16 protein-coding genes are annotated in these 26,447 nt (G+C 45.9%); 8 read left to right on the forward strand and 8 right to left on the reverse strand.

Annotated features, from left to right (window positions below; genetic code table 11):
* Window positions 1-189: 189 nt before the first annotated feature.
* Together QUB06_RS29560 and argS are read right to left on the reverse strand one after the other, a co-directional pair.
* Window positions 190-1,437: an L-lactate MFS transporter gene (locus tag QUB06_RS29560; RefSeq protein ID WP_333438303.1), complete on the reverse strand. Its 1,248-nt coding sequence runs from the start codon at window positions 1,435-1,437 to the stop codon at window positions 190-192.
* A 334-nt stretch (window positions 1,438-1,771) separates the two neighbouring features.
* Complete coding sequence (gene argS / locus QUB06_RS29565) at window positions 1,772-3,529, reverse strand: arginine--tRNA ligase (RefSeq protein WP_333438304.1); 1,758 nt, start codon at window positions 3,527-3,529, stop codon at window positions 1,772-1,774.
* 349 nt (window positions 3,530-3,878) lie between these two features.
* Here argS and QUB06_RS29570 point away from each other — a divergent pair, with 349 nt between their 5' ends.
* The 3 genes from QUB06_RS29570 to QUB06_RS29580 all read left to right on the forward strand — a co-directional run bounded on the left by QUB06_RS29570 (window position 3,879) and on the right by QUB06_RS29580 (window position 10,650).
* A complete protein-coding gene (locus tag QUB06_RS29570; RefSeq protein WP_333438305.1) occupies window positions 3,879-4,274 on the forward strand; it encodes a hypothetical protein in 396 nt (131 codons plus the stop codon).
* Window positions 4,275-4,989: 715 nt separating this feature from the next.
* Window positions 4,990-6,381, forward strand: a complete 1,392-nt coding sequence (locus tag QUB06_RS29575) for a malic enzyme-like NAD(P)-binding protein (protein ID WP_333438306.1) — start codon at window positions 4,990-4,992, stop codon at window positions 6,379-6,381.
* A 426-nt stretch (window positions 6,382-6,807) separates the two neighbouring features.
* Complete coding sequence (locus tag QUB06_RS29580; RefSeq protein WP_333438307.1) at window positions 6,808-10,650, forward strand: PAS domain S-box protein; 3,843 nt, start codon at window positions 6,808-6,810, stop codon at window positions 10,648-10,650.
* 23 nt (window positions 10,651-10,673) lie between these two features.
* Here the strand turns inward: QUB06_RS29580 and QUB06_RS29585 are convergent, their stop codons facing one another.
* From QUB06_RS29585 to QUB06_RS29595, 3 genes are all read right to left on the reverse strand, one after another.
* On the reverse strand, window positions 10,674-11,168 hold the full coding sequence (locus QUB06_RS29585; RefSeq protein WP_333438308.1) for a GNAT family N-acetyltransferase: 495 nt from the start codon (window positions 11,166-11,168) through the stop codon (window positions 10,674-10,676).
* A gap of 91 nt (window positions 11,169-11,259) precedes the next feature.
* On the reverse strand, window positions 11,260-11,856 hold the full coding sequence (locus tag QUB06_RS29590; RefSeq protein WP_333438309.1) for a tRNA isopentenyl-2-thiomethyl-A-37 hydroxylase MiaE: 597 nt from the start codon (window positions 11,854-11,856) through the stop codon (window positions 11,260-11,262).
* A 101-nt stretch (window positions 11,857-11,957) separates the two neighbouring features.
* Window positions 11,958-14,138 carry a tetratricopeptide repeat protein gene (locus QUB06_RS29595; protein ID WP_333438310.1) on the reverse strand — a complete coding sequence of 727 codons (2,181 nt, stop codon included), beginning with the start codon at window positions 14,136-14,138 and terminating at the stop codon, window positions 11,958-11,960.
* Between the two features lie 99 nt (window positions 14,139-14,237).
* On the opposite strand from QUB06_RS29595, the gene QUB06_RS29600 reads away from it, so the two are divergent.
* Window positions 14,238-14,903: a glycosyl hydrolase 108 family protein gene (locus tag QUB06_RS29600; RefSeq protein WP_333292558.1), complete on the forward strand. Its 666-nt coding sequence runs from the start codon at window positions 14,238-14,240 to the stop codon at window positions 14,901-14,903.
* Between the two features lie 314 nt (window positions 14,904-15,217).
* Here QUB06_RS29600 and QUB06_RS29605 read toward each other — a convergent pair whose 3' ends face one another.
* Both QUB06_RS29605 and QUB06_RS29610 read right to left on the reverse strand, forming a co-directional pair.
* A complete protein-coding gene (locus QUB06_RS29605) occupies window positions 15,218-15,754 on the reverse strand; it encodes a GUN4 domain-containing protein (RefSeq protein WP_333438311.1) in 537 nt (178 codons plus the stop codon).
* A 199-nt stretch (window positions 15,755-15,953) separates the two neighbouring features.
* Entirely contained in the window at window positions 15,954-17,648 is a 1,695-nt protein-coding gene (locus tag QUB06_RS29610; protein ID WP_333438312.1) for a S8 family serine peptidase, read from the reverse strand.
* Window positions 17,649-18,251: 603 nt separating this feature from the next.
* On the opposite strand from QUB06_RS29610, the gene QUB06_RS29615 reads away from it, so the two are divergent.
* Window positions 18,252-19,382 carry a serine/threonine-protein kinase gene (locus QUB06_RS29615; RefSeq protein WP_333438313.1) on the forward strand — a complete coding sequence of 377 codons (1,131 nt, stop codon included), beginning with the start codon at window positions 18,252-18,254 and terminating at the stop codon, window positions 19,380-19,382.
* A 31-nt stretch (window positions 19,383-19,413) separates the two neighbouring features.
* Here QUB06_RS29615 and QUB06_RS29620 read toward each other — a convergent pair whose 3' ends face one another.
* The gene (locus QUB06_RS29620; RefSeq protein ID WP_333438314.1) at window positions 19,414-19,668 is read right to left on the reverse strand and encodes a hypothetical protein; all 255 of its coding nucleotides are present in this window, start codon (window positions 19,666-19,668) and stop codon (window positions 19,414-19,416) included.
* 273 nt (window positions 19,669-19,941) lie between these two features.
* On the opposite strand from QUB06_RS29620, the gene QUB06_RS29625 reads away from it, so the two are divergent.
* The 3 genes from QUB06_RS29625 to QUB06_RS29635 all read left to right on the forward strand — a co-directional run.
* Window positions 19,942-23,400 (forward strand): PAS domain S-box protein, encoded by a 3,459-nt coding sequence (locus tag QUB06_RS29625; RefSeq protein WP_333438315.1) that lies wholly within the window; start codon window positions 19,942-19,944, stop codon window positions 23,398-23,400.
* Window positions 23,401-23,773: 373 nt separating this feature from the next.
* Window positions 23,774-25,045: an FAD-dependent hydroxylase gene (locus QUB06_RS29630; protein ID WP_333438316.1), complete on the forward strand. Its 1,272-nt coding sequence runs from the start codon at window positions 23,774-23,776 to the stop codon at window positions 25,043-25,045.
* A 275-nt stretch (window positions 25,046-25,320) separates the two neighbouring features.
* Window positions 25,321-26,447 (forward strand): tetratricopeptide repeat protein (locus tag QUB06_RS29635; protein WP_333438317.1); only part of this gene is annotated, 1,127 nt, incomplete at its 3' end.

A 26,447-nucleotide genomic window follows, 5' to 3' on the forward strand; every position in this document is an offset into this window, starting at 1 on the left:
GGCCTCCCGCCCGTCCTTTTTGGACGGGCGGGACGCCCATCCCACTTTCAAGAGTGGAAGTTATTTAATTCTCATTCCTTAGAAAATTGGTAAAGCCGAGAAACCGGGTTTTTCACCGATATTCACGGCTCAAATCCCATATTTTCCTAAAAAACCCGGTTTCTTCGATCGTGGGTGCGTAAGTCCCGATTAAGAAACATCGGCTTCGGCTGCAATTTTAACCGCTGGCTTCAGCGCAAACACGGCGGTGATGATGCCAACAACCGCAAGAATTGCCGTAAGGTAAAAAGCGTTGGTATAGCTGCCAAAAGTATCGCGAATTTTCCCCGCAGCAATTGTACCGAAAAACGCTCCAACTCCGTAGGCTGTATACACAATGCCGTAGTTTTTCGCGTAGTCTGTGGGGTCGAATAAAGTTAAAGTGGCCGTGGGCGCGATCGCCAGCCATCCTCCTAACGACAGCCAGAACAAACAAAACGCAATGATATAAGTTGCGACTTGTCCTTCGCCAGCCTGAGTCATCATAATCGATGCGATTAAGATGAGAATGTAGTCGGCGATCGCGGCATATTTTGGCTTAAATCGATCGGTTATCCAACCAAACAGCGGACGCCCCATACCGTTAAATATGGCAAACAGAGAAACCGTTGCCGCAGCCGTTCCCGCGTCTAATTTAATAATTTCCTGGGCCACGGGAGAAGAAATTCCGATCGCGCCCAATCCCACCAGCGTGCCAATTGTGTAGCACACCCACAGCCCGTAAAATGCGGGAGATTTCATCATCGGTGCGATCTGGCTATTTACCGCTGTTCCAGATCGGGCGGCCGCAAATCCCGCAGGCGTCCATCCAGTTGGCGGCATTTTCAAAGCGGTCGAAATTGCCAAAATAATGACGGTAAAAGCGATGCCTAAAATCAGAAATGTTTGCGGTATTTGATAGGTATCAATTAAATATTTGGCAATCGGTGCGGTAATTAAAGGCGACAAACCAAACCCGATTACTGTTAGCCCAACTGCCAATCCTTTTTTATCGGGAAACCACTTGGCTGCTACTGCTAGCGGTACGCCGTAAGCAATTCCCACCCCGGCACCGGCGATAACTCCATAGGTGAGTACCAGGACAGTAATATTAGGTGCAAATGCCGATAAAATATAGCCGATTCCCGTCACGACGCCGCCGACTGCGGTCACGGTGCGAGAACCGTATCGATCGATAAAAAAGCCGGTAATTGGCATCAGTATGGCAAAAACTACTAACAATACGGTAAACGGCAATAAACTATCCGTTGCACCGATACCAAGCTGCTTTTCTAGCGGCTTTCTAAAGATACTCCAAGAATAAACTGTACCCAGACAAAGCAAGACCGTGATTCCCAGCGGAACGAACAACCAGCGGCCTTTTTCTGCTGGCATTCCGAAAACTTTTGTTTCGTTCATGTTTTTAATTTTTCTTATTGATGAGGCATTAATAGGTAATGGCTGTGCATTCCCCGATAAATTGTAAATTTACTATAAGTTTGTTACCCAGGGAATACTTGTGTTAAAAAAATATTAAACTTAACTAAAATCCGCGCGAAACTTGGAAATTTTTGTGAGAGATCGCAACGATCGCCCGATGGCGGAAAAGATGTTTCAAGACATCTTAGAAAGTTGGAAACAATGCACTAAACTTAATTGGAGAAAGGGGCGCACCGCAACTAAATAATGTAGGGTGCGCTTCGGCGCACCGCAACTAAATAATGTAGGGTGCGCGCCCCGCACACGTTACCGCTTACATCCTCTCCAACACCTGAATCCCCAACAACTCCAAACCCAACTTCAAAGTCCTCGCCGTCAAATCGCACAAAATCAACCGCGAAGTCCGCAACGGTTCCTCAGCTTTCAAAACCGGACATTGCTCAAAAAATTGATTGAACTTTTGACTCAATTCAAACAAATACTGACAAATTCGATTCGGCAACAAATCGCCGCCAACAGCATTCACAACTTCATTCAACTGCAATAAATGCTTGGCCAATACCAACTCGGCATCGGATTGCAAAATCACTTTTGCACCAGCATCTAAATTATCAAAATTAATCTCACCTTTGCGGCGAATCCCCTGGACGCGCACATAAGCATACAGCATATATGGAGCGGTATTTCCTTGCAATGCGAGCATTTTGTCGTAACTGAAAATATAGTTGCTGGCACGATTTTGACTTAAATCGGCATACTTAACTGCACTCAAACCAATTGTTCGAGATACGTTAGCAATGAATTCCTCCGTTTCCTGTCTTTCCTCTGTTTTTAATCTCTCTTCCAAATCTTGGCGCGTGCGGACGATCGCCTCATCTAACAAATCCTGCAACCGCACCGTTTCCCCAGAACGAGTTTTGAGTTTTTTGCCGTCTTCTCCCAATACCAAACCGAAGGGAATGTGTACAATTTCGACATCTTCAGGAATCCAACCGGCTTTTCTCGCGACTGCAAATACTTGGGCAAAATGGTTGGCTTGTCCCGAATCGGTGACGTAAATTAAGCGCTTTGCATTGTCTTTGTGGATGCGGTAGCGCACTGCTGCTAAATCTGTTGTGGCGTAGTTGTAGCCACCGTCGGTTTTCTGCACGATTAGCGGGAGTGGTTCGCCTTCTTTGTTGGTGAAACCGTCTACAAAAACGCATTTCGCGCCGTCACTTTCTACTAACAAACCTAAGTTGGTTAAATCTTCGACTACTGCGGGCAATAATGGATTGTAAAACGATTCGCCGCGTTCGGTTAATTGGATATCGAGCAAGTCGTAGATTACTTGAAATTCGCGGCGCGATTGATCGCACAGCAATTTCCAAGCGCGGCGGGTGTCTTCGGCGCCTGCTTGCAGTTTTACTACTTCTTGGCGGGCGGTTTCTTTGAAGGTTTCGTCTGTGTCGAAGCGCTGTTTTGCTTGGCGGTAAAATGCGACTAAATCGCCTAAGTCTAGGGCGTCAGCGGTTGTGAGGGCTTCGGGGTGAACTTCGCGCAAGTATGCGATCAGCATTCCGAATTGGGTGCCCCAGTCGCCGATGTGGTTGATTCTGAGTACGTCGTGGCCTTGAAATTCAAGGGTGCGGGCGATCGCATCTCCGATGATTGTCGATCGCAAGTGTCCGACGTGCATTTCTTTGGCTATATTCGGACTCGAAAAGTCGATCGCGATTGTCTGAGGCGTTTTCGCCGATTCAATCCCCAAACGCGAGTCGGCGGCGATCTCACTAATTTGCGCTTCCAAATAAGCCGGTTTGAGCTTCAAATTGATAAAACCGGGCCCGGCGATTTCTGGGGTTTCGCAAATGTCAGTAATATCTAGGTTTTCGATAATTGTCGAGGCGATCGCCCGTGGCGGCTTTCCTAACTTTTTCCCCAAACTCATCGCCGCGTTGCACTGAAAGTCGCCAAAGTTGGGATTGCTGGCGGCGGCTAGCATCGGATCTGCACCTGCATAACTTTCGCCGAATGCAGCGGTGAATGCTTTTTCAAATTTTGCTTTTAACTGTTGGGCGATCGAGTTCATGTTTAATATTTTGATTGGATGTTTATTTTAAACTCTAGATTAAGCACTTTTTGCCAATAATACTCTTACTACTTACGTAATTTCCCTCTGGTTCTCTCGCTCTGCCCCTCTCCCCCTCTCCTCACCTACTAGGAAATTTTGTACTTAGCTTTGAGCTGGTGATGCGATCAAAATCGCTGACCGTAATAGCACAGAGTACATTTTATCACAGTTGCGATCGCTACACAAATTAAAAATTATCACATCTAGCCAATGATCTCGATCGCTAGATCATTTTGTTAAATCGCTTACATTAAGGTATGTTAAAATTTTTTCAATGCACCCAAAAATCCTACGAAAGGAAGTAGTTATGTTATCTCAACCTATTTTTGGCGATCGCTCTCTGACCCAAGCCTTTTATCAAGCAGTAATCGATCGCTTCTACGACGGTTTCAGTCTCTCCACCCAAGCACTATTACGAGAGTGTACCCTCGGCTTTGCCCCTTGTCCCGATGGAGTCAAAACCTTTTTCATCATCGCGCCGAGTCTGGATGCAGCAGAGCAACTAATTGACAAAATGGACAGTATTTTGGAGCGAGTTGCCGAACTCATGGCTGGAGTCGGACAAGTTGCCCTGTGCATAGTTCCCCCCGGCAGCGAAGCAGAGCAACCGGTAGATATGCAAGACTTAGAAAAAGTTCCCCCAGATTGTCTGGCTTGCAAATTCTTTACCATTATATGGGCCGATGCTGCGAGCGATCGGTAAAATTGACAGTTAGCAACCAGCAACTCAACACGGTTCGGCCCAAGCTGTGCCCGTGGTGGCGCGGGGTAGATTGTCTGTTAGTTACAGTCCCTGGAATTATCGGGCAAAGCGTGCAGGTAATTTAGAGCGTGTGCAAGGTTGCACTCGCAATCCTTGGCAAGTGTTAAACAAGCAGACAAAATATATATCAAAGGCCCGCTTGTCAGTCGCTCAGATTTTTACCTGCCGGCTCAAACAGCCGTGCATCTACTTTTTACATTCCCAATAAAGGAAATCAAAAAGCCGCATCAAGTCTCCTGAGTGTCTCGCTTCAAAAGACAGTAGCAGGAATTAGGCGGTATCGCTGGAAAATAGATTTTTGCGAAATATCTGCTGATGTTCAGAATAAGCAGAAATATTCTCAAAAACAGATAAGAGTTCCGCAGGTTGACCTCAAAAACCCGGTTTCTACCCCCGCGCTTCATATTCGCGGTTCGCTGAGAAATTGACAGAAAATAAGTTGTTTGTGGGAGAGTCACCAGCTAGAAACAGAGCAAAGCTTTACTCAAAAAAAGAGCAGTTTTCCAGGGAAACCCCTGGCAGTGCAGAGCGATCGTACCACAGGCTCATAGAATTTGTTAAAAATTTTAGTTGAAAAATTGAATTATTAAATTTTATGCCTAACATTGGCGATAAAATCTAAGATTGAAATTCTTAAATCTGAAATCAAGGCATCATGGTAAAACTGACACCAAATCCCAGCTTTAGTTTAACAATTCGGGTTGCTCTGCCGAACCAGCCGGGAATGCTGGCAAGAGTCACCAGTGCGATCGCATCTGTCGGCGGCAACTTCGGTCAAATCGACTTGATCGAGCAAACCCGTGCCACTACCGTTCGTGATATCACCGTCGATGCCTCCAGCCTCGAGCACAATGAAGAAATAGTGCAAGCAGTGAAAGGACTGCCAGATATCAGAGTGATCGACGTGTACGATCGCACTTTCAACTTGCACCGCGGCGGAAAAATCAGCGTAGTTAGCAAAATTTCCCTCAAACGCCAGTCGGATTTGGCAATGGCATACACCCCTGGAGTCGGCCGCATCTGCACTGCGATCGCCAATGACCCGCAACAAGTTTATAACCTCACAATCAAACAAAATACTGTTGCCATTGTTACCGACGGTAGCGCAGTTTTGGGACTGGGAAACCTCGGCCCTGCCGCCGCACTGCCAGTCATGGAAGGCAAAGCCATGCTATTTAAAGAATTTGCAGGTATTGACGCCTTTCCTATCTGTTTGAACACCCAAGATACCGACGAAATTATTCGCACAGTGCAGAATATCGCCCCGGTTTTTGGCGGCGTTAACCTCGAAGATATTTCTTCTCCCCGCTGCTTTGAAATCGAAGCAAGATTGCGAGAAACCTTAGATATTCCGATTTTTCACGACGACCAGCACGGCACTGCAATTGTCAGTTTGGCAGCATTAATTAATGCCTTGAAACTTGTCAAAAAAACCATCGCCGAAGTCTGTATCGTGATTAACGGAGCCGGTGCGGCCGGAGTCGCGATCGCCCGATTGCTGCGTAAAGCAGGTGCCCAAAACATCATCATGTGCGACTCCAAAGGCGTTCTCTCCGAAGACCGCACGGATATGAACCCAGAAAAACTAGAATTTGCCGTCGCTTCGAGCGGTACTTTGGAAGATGCGATCGCCGGTGCCGATGTATTTTTAGGCGTCAGCGCCCCCGGCGTAGTCACCCGTTCGATGGTGCGTTCGATGGCCGAAAATCCCATTGTTTTTGCAATGGCAAATCCCATTCCTGAAATTCAGCCAGAATTAATTATGGAAGATGCGGCGATCATAGCAACCGGACGCAGCGATTACCCGAATCAAATTAACAATGTTTTGGCATTTCCGGGGATATTTCGAGGTGCTTTGGACTGCAAAGCAACCACGATTACGCCCAGTATGTATTTGGAAGCAGCTTATGCGATCGCCTCTTTAGTCAGCCCTTCTCAGCTTGACAAAGAGCACATTATACCATCTGTTTTTGACGAAAGAGTTGCCATTGCTGTCGCCGGTGCAGTGCAGTTGGCTGCCCGATCCGAAGGTATTGCCCGCGATTAATTGAAGGAAGAAGGAAGAAGGAAGAAGGAAGAAGGAAGAAGGAAGAAGGAAGAAGGGAAGATACCATGTATAAATTAATGGTCTTTGTACCAGTTTTGTACTTCTTCTTTTGTGATTTTTCTGGTTTCTTCTCATTCCCTCTTTCCTCCTCCCCGTTGATTATTACTCATTTTTGTTTCCCCATCCTGTCTCTTCCCTCGACATCCATCCGTTAAATCCCGTACAGGGATCGTTGCCGAACTTCCCTCGAACCTCCAACCTCCAACCTCTTCCTTCTTCCCTCGAACCTCAGCATCCATCCGTTACATCCGTTATACAATCCGTTGCCGAACTTCCTTCTTCTCTCTTGCTTAATGAAGGAGAAAAGTCACACCAATAAACAAGGTAAAAAGATATAATTAAATAACCCAAGTCCCTCTAGGTCAAATGCAAAGCCAGTTAGGAAAAGCCCAGGGCGATCGCTGCAACTGCCAATTGTTAGAACTGTGCCCGATCGGGCTGGCCTTGTGCCGGACGGACGGGACTTTTCTCGACGTAAATCCAGCTTTTGCAAGTATTATCGGCCGCACAGTTGCAGAAACTCTTCACCTCAACTACTGGGAAATTCAGCAAACGCAGTGCGCGGGCCGAGAAAAATATCTAGAAAGTCAAGTAAAAAATAGCCATACGCACCTGTGCGAAGCAGCATACAAACATAAAAATAACCATCTCGTACCCGTGCGAGTTTCCGAACGGACAATTGAAACAGGGGGAGAGTGCGCGATTTGGCTGAGTGCTGAAGAAATTTTTAATCCTGGGCAAGAAAATAGCGAACCGCTGGAATCAGCGCCGCCGCACAGCAATTCACATCTGGAAAAATTGCTGGCAAAGCAGACTGCCGAACTGGAAAAAACTCAGAAACTACTCGCAGAAAAAACCGCCGAACTGGAACAGGCTCAAGAAAAATTGCGTCTCCAAAGTCAAATTATCGACCAATTTCACGAGTCGGTGATGGCTACAGATATGGACGGCTCGATCACCCTTTGGAATCAAGCCGCTCAAAAGTTATACGGCTATCAAGAAACTGAGGCTATCGGACAACACATTTCTCTAATTTACCCGCCTGAACAGCACGAATTTTTGTTAGAGCAAGTCCTCAAACCGCTACACAAAAAAGGCGAGCATGAAATAGAAGTTATAACACGCCGTAAATCGGGAGAAAAATTTTCCTCACACCTGATGCTTTCGCTATTGAAAGACAACAGGGGAGAAGTTGTCGGGACGATTGGCTATTTAACAGATCTCAGCATTTGCAAAGCTTTAGAACAAGAATTAGCACAGAGACAAGCACTATTTGATGCCTTTTTGAAGGAAGCGCCGGCGGGACTTTGCATTTTGGACTCCCAACTGCGGTACGTGCAAATTAATCAATTTCTAGCCGAAATAAATTGCCTGACTCCAGCCGATCACATCGGCAAGACTGTACGCGAAATATTGCCGAATATGGCTCCAATAATAGAGCCTTTGTACGAACAAATTTTGAGGACAAAACAACCCTTAATTAATATCGAGATCAGTGGTGACAATCCAAGAAAGCCGGGGTTTGTCCGACACCTGACAGGCTCTTATTTTCCCCTGCTAGACAAAGATGGGGAGGCTCTCGGCATCGGTGCAGTTGTAATTGACATTAGCGATCGCAAACAAGCAGAAGCTGCGCTGCAAAAAAGCGAACAGCTTTACCGCACTATGGCAAGCAACTTTCCTAACGGTGCGGTGATGTTGTTCGATCGAGAAATGCGCTACACGCTGGTAGAAGGTACAGAATTAGCCGCCGTGGGGCTTTCCAAAGAATTGATGGAAGGCAAGACAATCTGGGAAGTATTCGAGCCAGATTTTTGCGCTGCTGTCGAGCCAAATTATCGGGCGGCACTGGCAGGAGAAACAGTTGTTACAGAATTTATTTACAGCGATCGCATCTACCTCGGTTATACTTTGCCAGTCAGAAACGAACGGCAAGAAATTATCGGCGGATTGCTAATGACTCAAAACATTACGGCTCGCCAATTAGCAGAAGAAGCGCTCAGGGAAAGCGAGGACAAATACAGGTGCATTGTCGAGACAGCAGACGAAGGAATTTGGATGATAGATACGGATGGTAAAACTACTTTTGTCAACCAAAAAATGGCCGATCTGCTCGGCTGCACTCCAGAGGAAATGATCGGACAGTCGCTATTTGCTTTCATGGATGCAGAAGGCAGGGCACTCGCACAAATCAGTCTCAAACGCCGCCGTGAAGGAATTCGCGAACAGCTCGATTTTAAGTTCCGTCGCCGAGACGGCAGGAACTTGTGGGCGATGGTTTCTACTAATTCCTTGGCAGACAAACAGGGACGCTATGTGGGCGCTTTGGCAATGGTTGCCGACATTACCGATCGCAAGCAAACAGAAGCCGCATTGCAGCAGTCGGAAGCTAAATTTCGATCGCTCTACGAATTAACCAGTTTGCCTGTTTTTATGTTATGTGACAATGCCATCACCGATGCCAACACAGCCACCCTACAACTATTCGGCTGCACCGCGGCGCAACAGTTGTACTGCCAAAACCCTGGCACACTCTCGCCTCCTTTCCAACCCAACGGCAAAGATTCTTTGAGCATGGCCCACGACATGATAGCCATCGCCTTTGAGCGGGGAAAGCACCGTTTTGATTGGGTTCATCAGCGCTTAGACGGTACTGATTTTCCCGCCGAAGTGGTGCTGACAGTCATCGAGGTGGGAAATGAAAAAATTATCCAAGCAGTTATCCAAGATTTAACGGATCGCAAACTTGCAGAAGAAACTTTAGTGCGATCGGAAGAAGCGCTCAGACAACAAGCTCAGCGAGAATTACTGCTCAATCAAATTGCCAACCAAATCCGTACTTCTTTAGATTTAGACACAATTTTAGCAACCGCAGTTCAAGAAATTCGCAATCTGATGCACCTAGATTGGTGCATCTTCACTTGGTATCGCCCCAACACCAATCCTCCGCTTTGGGACGTAACTTACGAAGCGAAGAATGCAGATTTGCCGAGTATACTCGGCACTTATCCTGTAGACTACAAATCTAGTCTCGCAGTGCGACAGATTTTGCGACGAGAAATTCTGCGAATTGATGATGTCAGCACTTTTGAAGATGTAGAATTGCGCGAAGTTTTCCAGGCTTCAAAATTTCAATCCGTGCTGTCGCTGCCAATTCATACTGCTGCCGGCGATATTGGGGTGATTACCTGCTATCAAACCCTGTCCATGCGAAATTGGAGCGAATCGGAAGTCGAACTGATGCAAGCGGTGGTCGCTCAAATTGCGATCGCGATCGACCACGCCGAACTCTACACCCAAACGCGCACAGCGGCCCGATTAGCTCAAGCTCAAACTCAACAGCTAGAAGAAACTTTGCGCGAACTCCAACGCACCCAAACTCAATTAATTCAAAGTGAAAAAATGTCAAGTTTGGGACAGTTAGTAGCAGGTGTCGCCCACGAAATTAACAACCCAGTTAATTTTATCTACGGCAATCTTAGCTACACCAGCGAGTACACTCAAAACTTGCTAAAAATGCTGCGACTTTACCAGAAGGAATACCCCCAGCCTAGCGCCAGAATTGTAGAGGCAAGGGAAGACTTTGAAATTGATTATCTTATTGAAGATTTACCGAAAATTTTAGCCTCTATGAAATTCGGAGCCGATCGCATCCGCGACATAGTTTTGAGCCTGCGGACTTTCTCAAGACTTGACGAAGCCGAAAAGAAACAAGTTGACATTCACGAAGGCATCGAAAGCACGCTGCTGATTTTGCAAAACCGCCTGAAACATAAAGCCGATCACCCGACAATTAATGTGATCAAAGAATACGGTAATTTGCCTTTAGTTGAATGTTATCCCGGTCAGTTAAATCAAGTATTTATGAATTTGTTGAGCAATGCGCTAGACGCCTTGGAAATGGAGATAAAGGAATCCAATCGCACCGCCAAAAATCTCGCAATTACGATTCGCACCCAAGTAACCGACAATAACAGCGTTGCCATATGGATAGCTGACAGCGGCCCCGGGATGAGCGAAGATGTGCAAAAGCGCTTGTTTGACCCGTTTTTCACTACTAAACCCATTGGCAAAGGAACTGGCTTAGGATTGGCGATTTCGCACTCTATTATAGTAGAAAAACACGGCGGCAAGCTTTCTTGCAATTCTGTATTGGGAGAAGGTTCCGAATTTGCGATCGAGATTCCTCTGCAGCAGAAAATAAATTAAACTTAGCGTGTAATTTTTAGTAATTATAGTTTTTTTATACTTAGAGATTTTACGTAAACCCGATCGCACCTTGGCGTCTCCACACCAGTTGTCGGTAGATATCCGCTATTTTCGTACATTTTCACAGCTTCTTTGAGAATGCTAGCAGTTTCAATCCAAATTTCCTCAAAGCCGCGAGCGATAATTTTACTTTCCAATTCTTGCAGTAAAAATTTCCCCAAACCTTGTCTTCTTGCTGCTGGCAAAATATACATTTTGCGAATTTCCACAGCATTATTTCCGCGCTCAATCGGATAATAAGCCGCCGTACCCACTATTTTACCCTGCCGTTCAACTACCCAAAATTCGCCGCCTTGATTATGATAATGTAGTTCTACATCATAGACATCTCGATCTGCCCCGTGAGGTTCGCATTTTAAACCGTATTCTGCTAAAACATCCCTAATTAAATAGAACGCCTCAGCGCGATCGCGCGTTTCCCAGGAACGAATTAAAAAATCCAGATGTTGGGTTTTCATTGGTTGTTGCAACGTAGATTTATTTTTTGACTTTAGCAACTGTAAAATTACTAATTTTTTGTGTTTTACAGTCTTTAAGTGCACCTAGCTTTTAACTGTGAATTCTCGGTTCGGGATGAAGAATGGCCAGCAACTCGCTCTCTACTAATGATAATTCCTCCAGCCTGTCAATCACAAGAGTGCGATCGAAATAAGTTGTTGCCAAAATCCAATATACCCCGTAATGGCGCGCTTCCGAAGCCATCAAACTGCGGTAAAACTTAGCTAATTCCGCGTCGGGACAGCGATCGCCCAGCAGCCCCAACCGTTCGTGACTGCGTGCTTCTATCAAACCAGAAACCAACAAAGAATCCAAAAGTCTCTCCGGTTCCTGTTTGCGAATTTGGGCGGACAAACCGGCACCGTAGGGAGGTGCGGCCAAAGGGCCTAAAGCAATGCCGCGCTTTTCTAACCGCTGGTTGACTTGCTCGAAATGCTCTAATTCTTCGCGGGCGATCGCCGTTAGCATCCTCACCAATTTTTCTCGGGCTGGGTAGCGAAACATTAAATTTAACGCTACTCCCGCCGCTTTCCGCTCGCAGTGAGAATGGTCTAATAAGATTGTATCCAAATGGGCGATCGCCTGTTGCACCCAAGCTTCCGAAGTCGGCTGTTTCAAAAACTTAATAGTTGGCAGTGTTGAAGTCATTAGTCATCAGTCAGTAGTCATTAGTCATTAGTCAGCAGTCATTAGTCATTAGTCATTAGTCATTAGTCAGCAGTCATTAGTCAGCAGTCACTAGCCAGCATTTATCCTATCTTACATAATTTTTCCAAGACCGCATACATATCACCAGCAAACTTTTTCGGATTCCACAGCGGCGACAAATTGGCTGGATCTTTAGATTTCACCAACTGTGCTTTAATTGCATTTCTCAATTCACGTTCTTTACCCAATTTTACACCAACTTCCACATATTCCGACCAAGACAAAGCCACACCAGTTTCAATTCCCACAGCCTGCAAAAACGAATAACCCATTCTCGACAAAAACTGCTCTCCTGTGCGAGTCACCACTGGCAAATTAAACCACAAAGCCTCTAAAGTGTGAGTTCCTCCGTTGTAAGGATAACAATCTAACAACACATCTGCCAGCAAATAGATAGTTCTGTGTTCTTCCTCAGTAGCAAACCTTGGCAAAAACTTAATTCGGTGCTTGCTCACTTTTTCAGCTTCGCAAGCTTGGTGATATGCAGCCTCAAACACCGCAGCATCGCCTAAAGCTTTGTGAATTAAGATACTGTTTGGCACTTGTTTGAGAATCGCAATTTGGGCTTTTACCAACTCGTAATTGAATTTTCTGCCGGGAGCGACGCACAGGTAAACTATCTGATCCAAACCGATCCGATGCGACCTTCTCAATGCCACGGGATCGACTCCATATCTCTGAAAACCGGACACCGCTACAAAGGAATCCGGCATCCTAATTAGCTGCTCGTCATAATATTTTTCCCGTCCCGCTGGGTGAGAGTGCCAGTCTGTAAGAAAGTAATTTTCCGGCGATAGGTAAGGGGCGTCAAATCCCAGCCAAGAAACACAAACTGGTGCGGGTTTTTGGTAGAGAATGTCAGCGTGAACTGGTACGCTGAGAGAATCTAAATCGACTAAAACGTCCAGTTCATCTTGCTGAATTTTGTCGATAATTTCTGCGGGATTGGCAAGTCCGTTCGGGTAGGTTGTCGGAAAAGTCAGTTTGCCCCAACTTTCAAATTTCTGAGTGCGATCGTCAGGAACAATTCTTTCGGAAGCGTACAAATACACATTGGGTGTGATGTCGGACAATTCGCGAATGATGTCAGCGCTGCACCAACCTACTGAATGGCGGCTGAAGTGATTGGACAAAAAGCCGATTTTTAACTTGCTGGATGGGGCACTTGGTTTGAAACTGTAATTGGCGGGTTGAGAAAAATTAGGTTTAATACATTGGTCGATATACTTTTGGGCAATTAATCTGTAAAGTTTTGAGTTGGCTGCCAAGTCATCTCGCACATACGGTGTGCTGAATAACAAGTTTGCATAAAGCGATTTAATTTCCACCGGGCTAGCGGTTTCTAAGTTTTGCTGCAAGTACGACTCTAGCTCTAAAAATCGATCGCCCGCAATTTGATTTAATCCCGACACTTGATAGGTGCTGATGAAGTAAATCGCGGTCATAATTGGATCTGTTTCGGCACACATTTGGCTGTATTGGTGCACGGCTTGCCGCGCGGCAGCTAAATTGCTAGTATCTCTGAGGATGCCGCACAAATGTTGGTGGGCAGAAATAAAATCTGGTTTAATTTCTAGGGCTTTTTGAAGGTTGGGTATTGCGTCTTTAAATTGACCCTGGTGGCGCAAAACTCTGCCAATTTGACAGTATGCTTCGGCTAAATCGGGTTTGAATGCGATCGCCTGCTGCCATGCAGCCACCGCCTCATCTAACTTCCCTTGCTGCGCTAATTTATCTCCTAAATTTAAGTGAAAATCTACCTGAGCAAGGTGGGGATTGAGTTCGAGAGCTTTTTGCTCGTATGCTAGCGCTGCATCCTGCTGCCCCTGCTGCTTCAGTGCCCCTGCCAAATTCCAGTAAGCAGCAGCCAAATTTGGTTTAAGTTCGATCGCCTTTTCGTAATTGACAATCGCCTCCACCACATGCCCTTGTTTGTAGAGCATACTGCCCAAATTAGCATAAGCCTCAGCAAAATCGGGATTCAGAGCGATCGCCTCGGAATAAAACCGCATCGCTTCCTCAATTTGGCCGCTTGCTTGCTGCACATTGCCCATTGTCACGTAAGCCGCCGCCCAATCCGGTTGCAATTCCAGAGCTCGGCGACAAGCAGCGACGGCTGCTGCTAAATTGCCTTGAGAGTAATAGGTTTCTGCAACGACTGTCAGCGATGCAGCATCTTCAAATTGGGGTGTTTCGGATTGGTTGGGAAAATCGGAATTCATTTGGCGGCCTATCTGTGCTATCAAGTTAAAGGTTGAATCTATATTATTTTGCAGAGTAGCAGTTTTAGCGGAACTACGGGCGATCGTCACAGAGAATTTATGAGCGACAAGCAAGCGACACAGCGCCAACATAACATCAAGTGGAAACCAAACCTCCTGCTGGGGATACTCTTGTTAACCTTAGCAATCCCCTTACCCTTTGCCCAAAAGACTTTCGCACAGCAGCAGCAGACAGCCAGCTTTCGGCAGAAATTATTTCAAACTGCTCTTTATTTCACCCTCTATTTTGAGGGTGGATTCAGCAATCACCCAGCCGATAAGGGCGGGAGAACTTATCGGGGCGTCTTGCAAACGGAATACAACGCCTACCGCTACAGTCGTGGGCTTCCGCCTCTCGACGTGACGCAGATGTCGGAAGCAGAGCTCCTAGAAATTTATAAATATTACTGGGATTCGAGCCTCTCGGGGACGATGCAGCCGGCTTTGGCGATCGTCATGTTTGACACTGCCGTTAATTTCGGTATTAATAACTCAATTACCTTTCTTCAGCAAGCATTAGGATTGCCGCAAACGGGAGTTTTTGATGCTCGCACCAAGGAAGCGCTGAAAGGGGCAAATAATAGAAATACAGCGTTGCAAATGATTAATGAACGAATTATTTACCGCTACAAACGGGTGCAAGAAGATCCGACTCAGATGGCTTTTTTCCGGGGTTGGCTCAGTCGCGATTACAGTTTGTGGGGGTATGTAAATAAGATTAAGTAGTTGACTGTTGACTGTTGACTGTTGATTGTTATTTCTTATTCTATATTTGTGGAACAGACATCTTGCCTGTGTTCTATAAATGGCGTTGCTGATTTACGGTATGAATAAACTTTTCTCCAACGTTACAAAACTCACCATACTTGGCCCATAGCAATTGGTAAAATTTTAATTCATACCTGTATTCAGCAAAACCAGCTTTTTAAAAGAAGCAGAAGTATGAAAGCAAAAGAACGTAAAACGACCTCGCGCTTTAGATACCCGACTTCTTTAAGAAGTCGGGTATCTGAGTATTCTGTTTTTTTAGGTTTGTCTACTTACTTGCCGCAATTAGCAAAAGTAGAGAACAAGTTATAACCTTGAACTTTCGACGCTTGCCATGTATTACGCCGATCGCCAAAAAAACTTGTATCTCTACCAACGTAGCTTTGCCAACCTAATGCAGCAACAGTTGGGTACTGAGCGGGAAAATCCCCTAGCAGAGCAGTGTCTCGCGAGTCAAGTTTCCATCCTACCTTTTTGCTAAATTGTTTAATTTCTTCTTCGCAAGTTTGACAATTTAAACCCTTCCCCGTCTGTTGCCAAATCTCTAACTGCGGAGTGAAGCCGTATTTATTATTGCTGTATTGCATCCACAATTGGTCGATCGCGCGGAGGTTCGGACAAGACGTGGGGTTGTTGCGGAGTAAAGAGACGGTTTCGCGATCGGCGTCGTCCCATTTCTTAGCTTCTAATAAGGTTTGTAGTTGCCTGAATTCGCTGCTCGTTTCTTGTGCGCGAGCCCGAAAAGCTGGCTGCAAAACTGCAACCGATACGGTGATTAATGCGAGGGTTGTTTTTCCAAGTTTAAACATGATGCTCCTCTGAGTAAAAGCGATTTAGCAAATGATTCGTTTTGGTTGACACCGATGCCACAGGTAAATTCCCCCCACTATAGCGGTTCTCAAGACTCGTGAGGTACGCGCTTACCAATTCCCAATTCAGGGAAGGGGAAGGAACCACCAGTGCATCGGTACATCAATACCCAGGTGTATCTTATTTACCCGATAGATGCTATACAGTCAACCCATTTGGATTAGCTGTTGTTGTCAAAATGTACTCAACTTGAGCCGGAGTTAAAGTCGGATTGGCATTCAAAACTAAAGCCGCTACACCCGCTACGTGTGGCGTTGCCATCGATGTGCCAGTTAGGGTGTCATAGGTGTTATAGGGAGTTGTAGAATAGATGTCTACTCCCGGAGCAACTACATAATCCAAAGGTGTGGAACCCGCACGGTTCGAGGTGTCAGCCATCCGGCCGTTTATATCAATACTGCCCACGGCAATTCCCCTGCGATCGGCATTACGAGCTGGATAATCTGGTTGGCTAAAACCCGAATTTCCCGCTGCTATCGCCACAACAGAGCCTTTGTTATTTGCATACTCAATTGCGTCATTCACCAGGTTGGAAGGGTAAAACTCATTTCCAATACTGACGTTAATTACATTTGCTCCATTATCAGCAGCATACCGGATTCCAGCAGCAAGATTACTCCACTCGGCGTAACCAAAGGTGTCTAACACTCTGACAGGCATAATCTTAGCATTGGGCGCAACTCCTGTGATACCAAAATCATTTCGTTCCGCCGCGATCGCACCTGCTATATGAGTCCCGTGACCATCGGGAGACAGATCCAGTGGGTAGTTGTCATTATACAGAAAATCCCAACCCCGAATATCATCAATAAATCCGTTGCGATCGTCATCGATGCCATTGTCCGCAATTTCATCAGCGTTCTGCCAAATATTATTATCCAAGTCGGGATGGTTGTAGTCAACACCAGTATCGATGACAGCTACAACCATCCCATTTCCTGTAATGTTCTGATCCCACACTTCAGGCGCATTTATCGCGTCTCGCCCCCAATTATTATCGCCCAAATTAGGAACATCAGGGAAGAGAGTTGATCGGTTCAGGGTGCGGGTAACTGCTGCATTTGCATTGACTAAACCATAGCCGTAATTGCGATTAAAAGCACCGTTAGGTGTAGGAATATCGGGCAATACAGGAACAGGTGTTGCAGAAAGAGTCAGGTTGTAATTGGTAGAGCCTAAGTAGCTAGAGACTCGGACATAGTATGTCCCTGGAGCCAGATAGGATAAATTAATCGCATCGGGGGCGATGCCACTCTCAAGAGAGTAGCCAATACTTTCGCCAGAATCAACTACACCGTTGCGGTTTCTATCTTGAATTAGGTCTACGTCAGCATCCGCTGCCAAACCGTCGAGACGCAGGCTAAAATTGCTATTAGTGTTGATATCGAATCGGTAGAAATCATCGGGATCGCCTGTCCCCACGAACTCAGTTAAGCTGATGCTACCGTTCTGAACGCCAACAACATTACGAGCTGTCAAAAGAGAGTTATCTGAATCGGAGAAATTAAACTGAGAGGCAGATATCGTTCCCGTTAGCGGCTCTATGTTTGCGCTCGCTGACTGTGACTGCGGTTTGAGTTGAGCATCGCTCACAGAGTAACTGAAGCCAGGGCTGGTATTAGGTACAATAAAATCCGCAGTTTGTGTCTGTTGGTTGGTGCTGAATGCTGGGAGATTAGTCAAGCTAGATTCAGCACTATAACTAGAAACCTTGAATGGATCGATCGCTCCGTTGGGCAAGTCGTTGTTAACCAGAAATGCTGATGTGGCGAGATCCTTTGGGTGTTGAATGAAAAAAGGGCGAGCGGTAGGATTCGTGTTCATGCCTAACATAAGTTAAAAAAATTGTAATTTTCCCGAAATGTGACGTTGTTTGTAGTAATGACTTTAGTCCTTAATCTCCATTGAATAAGACTCTGCGCCCTCACTACAAACCTATGGAAAATGATGAAAATTCCTGAACCGATATGCTGCGGCTTGGAAGTTGAGCCGGCGTTATATCTTCCAAAAAGCCTCAGATAGCGTTGGAATTCATGGCGTTGGATTGGCGATAGACCACGTAACGCTTTCAGATGTATTGTCCCCCATTAAGCGGGGCGATTATAACGGGTATATTTTTAAAAGCATCAGAGATTAACTTGCCTTAAAAATTTAATTTGTATAATAACCCAAACTCCTTCTAAGGTCAATACATAAAATTCATAATTTAAAGTCATAAAAGTCATATTTGTAAAAATATATTTAAATAACTCGACAAACTATCAAAGTAAAGTTAAATCATGTATAAGCTAAATACAGCAGTTTTCAGTTGCCCGATTGCAACGCAATGGGTACTGGCTAATTGGTGAATGGAAAGCTGTACCTCATCCCTGGCAAGTGGCTATTTTAGAGAAAAAGATGTGCAGATCGTGTACAAGTAACTTAAGACATGAAGCTATGATAGTAGAAGAAGCAATATTGTTTTTGGACAATCTGGTATACGAACAAACGGAAAAACACCTGAGTCGGTTGCAACAGTCGATAATTCGAGGCGTTGTAGGGGGTTTGACGTACCAACAAATTCAGCAAAACGATCCGATCGCCCGCGGGTACACAGTGGGCTACCTGGGGCGCTACGTCGGCTATAACTTGTGGAAAGACCTCACCAAGGTACTGAGACAAGCAGAAATTATTGGACAAGAAGAAAGAGTCGTCGGAGCAAATCTTTGGGACTGCATCATGAGAGCTGTACAAAAAGGCACACAACCAGCTAATTCTGTCGATCCGATGTTGCAAAAGCTGCTGCGGATGCGTTACCGAATTAGAGAACATTTGGTGAACACGGAGTACAGCGATACCTATCTGGCTGAAGATGAAAATTTGCCCGATCGACCTTTGTGCCTCGTCAAGCGCCTGAAAAGCCAGTCTGAGAGAACCTGCCACCTATTCGATCGAGAAACGCGCGTTTTATATCGATTGGGCCAACACGATCGGATACCAGAATTGTTAGCTCGCTTTGAAGAAGATGGATATTTTTATTTAGTCTATCAATTCATCGAAGGGCAACCCTTGTATCAAGAACTAATCGAAGGTCAACCTTGGGAAGAAGATCGGGTTATTGCTTTGTTGAAAGATATCTTGGAAGTGCTTGTATTCGTTCACAAACAAGATGTAATTCACCGCGACGTTCACCCTCAAAACTTAATCAGGCGGACATCTGATAACAAAATTGTATTAATTGACTTTGGGGCCGTTAAAGAAATCAACACCTCGCACAACAGCATCGGTCAAACAAAATCGCGCGGCGGTACTCAGCAAGACTACATTCCCCCCGAACAAGCCATCGGTTCCCCGAAACAGTGCAGCGACATCTATGCTGTCGGGCTCATCGGGATTCAAGCCTTGACAGGGATGCGCCCGAAACAACTCCGAGTTGATAATTTAGGCAATCTCATCTGGCAGAAAAATGCAACTGTCACCCCGGAATTGGCTCGCGTTTTAGACAAGATGGTGCTGTACGCTTTCCCCCAGCGTTACCCCTCAGCAACCGAAGCTTTGGAAGCACTTCAAAATTTGGGAGTTAGTTGACAGTTGACTGTTGTGAGTTGTCAGTTGACAGTTACCAAAGCCGACTTGAATATCCCCTCTTTAGTCCCTCTCTGCTGGGACTTTGTTTGTTTAGTAGCGGTTTCAACCGCCGAGTCTTATTGTTGTGCCGCATTTCCCACAGCCACAGCAGCCGATTTACAATGCGAGCGATCGTGTTGCAGAGTGATTCATCCGCTACCATTATCCCTTGATGTACTGAGTAAAAACACTCTGCCTTGCCGATGAATCGGGCGCCAATTTCCGAAATCGAAGGGACAACGAACAAGGAACAAGGAATTTTTTATTAAAATTTACACATAAAAAATTAGTCAATTCTGCCGAATGCCTTCTACATAAGAGCCTTCAACCTTCATTTGACTATCTATCTAAAGTTAGATAAAATAATTCATATTTTATGATTAGCAGCTTTGTATAGCGGGCAACAATATCACTAAAGTGTTTATTGTTACCTTAGATACGTAGAAACCCAATAATTAGAGGGATCGAGAAATTGGAAGTTTTTGAACGAGCACAACAACGGCAAACGCCCTCAACCCGAATGGCTACTGTCCAGTCTTTTGCCAAAAAAGCGAGTATTGCAGTAATGGCGATCGGCTGTACAGTCATTTTGGGTTGGATATTCGATCTGCAAATGTTAAAAAGCATTCTGCCCGGACTCGTGACGATGAAAGCCAATACTGCGGTCTGCTTTATTTTGGGCGGGTTTTCTCTATTCATCCAACAGAGCCGGCGCGCCAAATTAACAGCAAGAAAGTCTCAAAAAAAATACAAAAATTTAATTTTTTATTCCTCATTTTTAATTATATTAATTAGCCTATTAACCCTAGTTCAATATAGCTTTAATTTAGACTTAGGCATCGACCAACTGCTATTTAAAGAAAGTTACACATTGACAATCACCGGAACACCCGGACGCATGGCACCGAATACTGCAGGTGCTTTTTTATTGCTGGGAACAGCCCTACTGCTGCTGTTAGAACGTCGGCCTAAATACCTGCGGATTCAAATCTTAAGCTGTTCAGCATTTTTAATTGCATTTACGGGTTTGATAGGCTATTTCTACGACAAAGCTTTATTTTACCAAATTGGCAATAATACAGGAATGGCTTTGCACACTTCGGCAGCATTTATGTTGCTGAGCTTCGGCATTTTATTTGCCAGTCCAGAGCGAGGATTGATCGCAGTAATGACGAGCGATCGCGCGGGCGGCATCATGGCGAGGCGCTTGTTACCACGGGCAATCATTATCCCGCCTTTAGTCGGTTATTTCATCATATCGGGAGAGCGGTTACAAGCCTACACGCCGGAGGTAGGGATATCGCTGTTAAGCGTATTGAACGTGATTATTTTTACAGTTCTGATTTGGCAGAATGCCAAAACTCTTTGCAGCGCAGACCGGAAGCGCTATCGAGCAGAACTGGGACTGAGGAAAGCTAAATCCGACTTAGAAACTCAAGTTGAGAAACGGACGATGCAACTGCAACTCGCCAATGAGCAATTGCAGGAGCAAATTTTCGACACTAAAACAACTAAGCAGGCACTTCAAAAAAACTACAACCTGTTGCTTGCCGTCATCAATAGTACGCCAGCAGCCCTATTTGTCAAAGATATTCAGGGCCGTTACCTGATGCTCAATGCTGCGGGAGCCAGTATAATTGGCAAGTCTGTAGACGACATTATCGGCAGAGATGACAGCGAGTTATTTCACCCGGAAATTGCCGGCAAAATTAGAAAAACAGATCGCCCAATTATGACAACGGGAACAACGCAAGCGATCGAAGAAGAGCTGCCAGTTAAAGGAAATTTGCGGACATTTCTTTCTACAAAAAGTGCTTACCGGGACGGACTAGGAAATATTAGCGGTATAGTTATCATCGCGCGGGATATTACTGAAAGCAAAAAAGCCGAAATCGCCAACAGAAGTCTGGCAGCTATTCTGGAAGCAACGCCGGATTTTGTAGGTACTTACAACATCGAAGGACGCGCCATTTACATTAACAAAGCCGGCAGAAAAATGGTGGGTATAGGCGAAAATGAAGATATATCCAAGCGACAAGTTCTAGAATTCACGGCAGCGTCAGACTATAGCACTTTGAAACAAGCGATCGCCACCGCTGTTTCCGAAGGCTTTTGGAGCGGAGAAACCACCTTCCTGTCAACATCGGGACTCGAAATTCCCGTCAGCCAAGTTATCATCTCCCACTCCGCACCGGGCGGCAAACTCGCATACATTTCGACGATCGCCCGCGACATCAGCGATCGCAAACACGCTGAAAAAGCCCTGCAACTGTCTCAAGCTCGTTTCGCCGGCATTGTAGAAATTGCCGACGACGCGATTATTTCCGTGGATGCTGAGCAAAAAATTATCTTGTTCAACCAAGGTGCAGAACGGATTTTTGGCTGGACGGCGGCTGAGGCGATCGGCCAATCCCTGAGCCTGCTGTTGCCCGAAGCTTTTGCCACCCCTCACAGTCTCCTCGTCAGCAATTTCGGCGGCGGCGTTAAACAAGCCCGAAAAATGGGCAGCCGCAAAGAAATTTTCGCCTGCCGCCGAGACGGTACGCAATTTCCCGCCGAAGCTTCTATTTCCAAACTCGAAGTGGCAGGGGAAATCATATTCACAGCAATTTTGCGCGATGTGACAGCCAGCCGGCAAGCCGAAGAATTTGTGCGCCTGAGTGAGGAAAGATATCGATCGCTGGCAATGGCCACCGCACAGATGGTTTGGATGACAGACGCTAACGGAATCTTCGACAGGCCTCAGCCTGACTGGATAGCTTATACGGGCATCAGCTTTGAAAAGAAGGACAACTGGATACAAGCAGTACACCCAGAAGACCGCGATCGCACAGTACAAGCTTGGATGCGGGCAATAGAAACAAAAAGTCTCTACGAAGTCGAGCACCGCTTGCGAGCCGCAGACGGCAGCTACAGACACTTCTGGGTACGGGGCGTCCCCCTTTTGGCAGCCGACGGCAGCGTTCGCGAGTGGGTGGGAACTCACACCGATATTAGCGATCGCGTCCAAGTTTTGGAAGCACTCAAGCAGTCCGAGGGACAGTATCGATCGCAAGCAGCCGAGCTCGAAAAAGCTCTCCAAGAGTTGCACCAAGCACAAACTCAACTAATCCAAACCGAAAAAATCTCTTCTCTCGGGCAGCTAGTCGCCGGCGTCGCCCACGAAATTAACAATCCGATTAACTTCATTTACGGCAACATCACCCACGCCAGCCAATACGCCACCGACTTACTCAGTTTGCTCCATCTTTACCAGGAGAAATACCCAAATCCCGTCCCGGAAATTGTAGAAGCAGCCGAAGATATTGAAGTTGATTACTTAATGGAAGACTTTACGAAGATTTTGGAATCAATGAAAGTAGGAGCCGATCGCATCCGCGACTTAGTTGTATCCTTACGCAACTTTTCCAGACTCGACGAATCGCAGATGAAGCGAGTAGATATTCACGAAGGAATCGAAAGCACTTTGCTAATTTTGCAGCACCGGATCAAAGCTAATGTACTTCGTCCCGCTATTGAGATTATCAAAGAATACGGCAACTTCCCAAAAGTTGAGTGCTATGTAGGTCAGCTCAATCAAGTATTTATGAATCTTTTAGGAAATGCGCTAGACGCCCTCGAAGATTACAACAGCACTCATTCTTCAAAAGAGATATATTCTCACCACAACCGAATTCGGATTAGCACCAGTGCGAATTCAGACACAGTAACAATTCGGATTGCAGACAACGGGATGGGAATCAATCAAGAAGTTATTGGCAAGTTGTTCGACCCATTTTTTACTACTAAACCCGTCGGTAAAGGTACAGGCTTGGGACTGTCAATTAGCTATCAGATTATAGTTGAAAAACACCGAGGCAAATTGCAGTGTATTTCCGCACCCGGCGACGGTGCAGAGTTTGTCATCGAGATTCCCATTTGCCAGAAACTATCAGCGCTGGCTACGGAAAACACAAAGGAAATGGTCATGAGTCATTAGTTATTAGTCATTAGTTATTAGTCATTAGTCAGTAGTTAGTAGTCATTAGTCAGTAGTCAGTAGTCATTAGTCATTAGTCATTAGTCATCAGTCATTAGTCATTAGTCATGAATCATTAGTCATTAATTTCTGAACGTCACGCATGGGGCGAGAAACCTGGTTTCTACGAGTTTTGGGTTGAGTGACGAGAAATATCCAAAGAAACCGGGTTTCTGTCTCCCCGTCTCCCCATCTCCCCATCTCCCCATCTCCCCATCTCCCCATCTCCCCGTCTCCCCATCTCCCGTCTCCGTCGCTCGATCGCCCTAAATCGAAATAATTCTTTACAATAACAAAGTAACAATCCAATTAACTTTGACAAAATCCCTTGAAAATGCCTGTAAACCAACTTTCTCCAACCACAGCCTCCACGCAAACACCGACACTCGACTTTGACATAGCCATCGTCGGAGGCGGCATAGTCGGGGCCACCTTAGCCAGCGCCTTAAAAGATTCCGGCTTAAAAATAGCAATAATTGAAACCCAACTCCCCGCCGCCGCCGCAGCCAAAAAACAAGCCTATGCAATCACCCTGCTATCAGGAATGATCTTAGAAGGTATCGGCGTGTGGCAGCAAATCTTGCCGCAAATCACCACCTTCGAGCAAATTAGCCTCTGCGACGGCGACTATCCCGGCGTCGTCGAATTCCACCGCCCGGATTTGGGAAATACTGGCAAATTGCCCGTACCAAAAGCAGCTTTAGGTTACGTTGGCGAGCACGGAGTCATGCTGTCAGCTTTGCAGGAATGTTTGGAAAAAAACCCGAATTTTAGTTGGGTTTGTCCGGCGGAAGTAGTGGAGGTAAAATATTTAACTCATTGCGCCGAAATAGAAGTCAAACAAAACGGCGAAACTCGGACTATTCGCACCAAATTATTAGTCGCCGCCGACGGTTCGCGATCGCGCATCCGCACCGAAGCCAACATCAGCACTCGCGGCTGGAAATACTGGCAATCCTGCGTTGCTATCACTATTAAAGCAGAAAAACCGCACAATGATATCGCTTTTGAGCGCTTTTGGCCGAGCGGCCCGATGGGAGTTTTACCATTACCGGGGAACCGCTGTCAAGTAGTTTGGACAGCACCCCACGCGGAAGCAAAAGCTTTGCAACAAATGGATGAAACAGAGTTTTTGACTTTGTTGGAACAGCGCACGGGCGGGCTTTTAGGGCGTTTGGAATTGGAGAGCGATCGCTTTTTGTTTCCGGTGCAGTTAATGCAGAGCGATCGCTACGTTTTGCCCAGATTAGCACTAATTGGCGACGCCGCCCACTGCTGCCATCCCGTCGGCGGCCAGGGATTAAATATGGGCATTCGAGACGCAGGGGCGATCGCCCAAATCTTGCAGCAAGCGCACCAACAAGGCGAAGACATCGGCGACTTGCGAGTATTGAAACGGTATCACAACTGGCGCAAAAAAGAGAATTTAATCGTGTTAGGATTTACCGATTTTCTAGACAGATTATTTTCCAATACTTGGCTGCCAATGGTGGCATTTCGCCGCTTCGGATTGTGGTGTTTGCGGACAATTCCGCCAGTGAGGTTTTTAGCCTTACGGCTGATGACCGGTTTGATGGGGCGGCCGCCAGAATTAGCGCAAAATTAGAAGAAACCCGGTTTTTTACCATTTATCCTGTACGGGCGGGTTTTACTCACAATAATTGCCGAAAACCAACAAACTAATAAACCCGCCCCTATCGACTAAATTCATCTGCGTCCATCAGCGTATATCCGCCGACATCTGCGGTTCACAATATTTAGAAACCGGGTTTTTTCCCATCTCTTCGCCTGTAATCAAATATTCTCGAAAAAATCCGGTTTCTGGCCACCCATCGACGAATCATGGTAAATAAACATCTGTGTTACTGACAACTCCCCACAATGGAAGAAACCCGCACCCAAGCTTATCTGCAATTGATTGAGACACTCCTGACTTGCCCCAACGGTGAGGAACCGCAGATTTTACAGGATAACTTAGAATTGGTAGATTCGGGGTTTCTGCAAGTTTGCGAGGTAGTAGCAGACAACCTGGCAGAGGAAGGACAGGAAAATCACGCTAATTTTTTACGGAATTTGGCCAGTCAGCTAGGGCAATTCTTGGGAATGAACTATGACGGAGATAGCGATAATTCTGAAGATGAAAATCCCCAAGAGTATGTAAACTTTATCCTAGAATTACTGCAAGCAGAAGAAAGCTATAGTGGTGTTGCCGTAATTTACCCGATGCTGGCTCAGCGCCAACATCTCCTCAATCTCCGTTTTGCCGAGACTTTACACCAAGTAGCCGACAATTTAATTGCCCAACATCCCGAAGCAATTGAGCACATTGTCGGCCTTATTGTAAATTTGAGTATTCATATTAGTGACTTTCCGCGCGGCAATAGAGCGAAAAATATTGAAATTGCCATTACTGGTTTTCAAATAGTTTTAAACAATCGGCAACCTGGGAGCGAAAAATATGCTGGAACTCAAAACAACCTAGCTAATGCCTACTTATACAGAATCAACGGTTCGCGAGCGGATAATCTGGAGAGGGCGATCGAGTTTTATCAGGCTGCTTTAACAGTCCATACTTTTGAGGATTTCCCCGAAGAATGGGCAATGACTCAAAACAACCTAGCTAATGCCTACAGTGACAGAATCAACGGTTTGCGGGCGGATAATCTGGAGAGGGCGATCGAGTTTTCTCAGGCTGCTTTAACAGTCCGTACCCTTGAGGATTTCCCCGAACAATGGGCAGGGACTCAATACAACCTAGCTAATGCCTACTTATACAGAATCAACGGTTTGCGGGCTGATAATATCGAGAGGGCGATCGAGTTTTATCAGGCTGCTTTAACAGTCCATACTTTTGAGGCTTTCCCCGAAAAATGGGCAAGGACTCAAAACAACCTAGCTAATGCCTACAGTGACAGAATCAACGGTTCGCGAGCGGATAATCTGGAGAGGGCGATCGAGTTTTATCAGGCTGCTTTAACAGTCCATACTTTTGAGGATTTCCCCGAACA

The organism is Microcoleus sp. D2_18a_D3 (assembly GCF_036702455.1).
In the GTDB taxonomy this organism is placed as follows: domain Bacteria; phylum Cyanobacteriota; class Cyanobacteriia; order Cyanobacteriales; family Microcoleaceae; genus Microcoleus.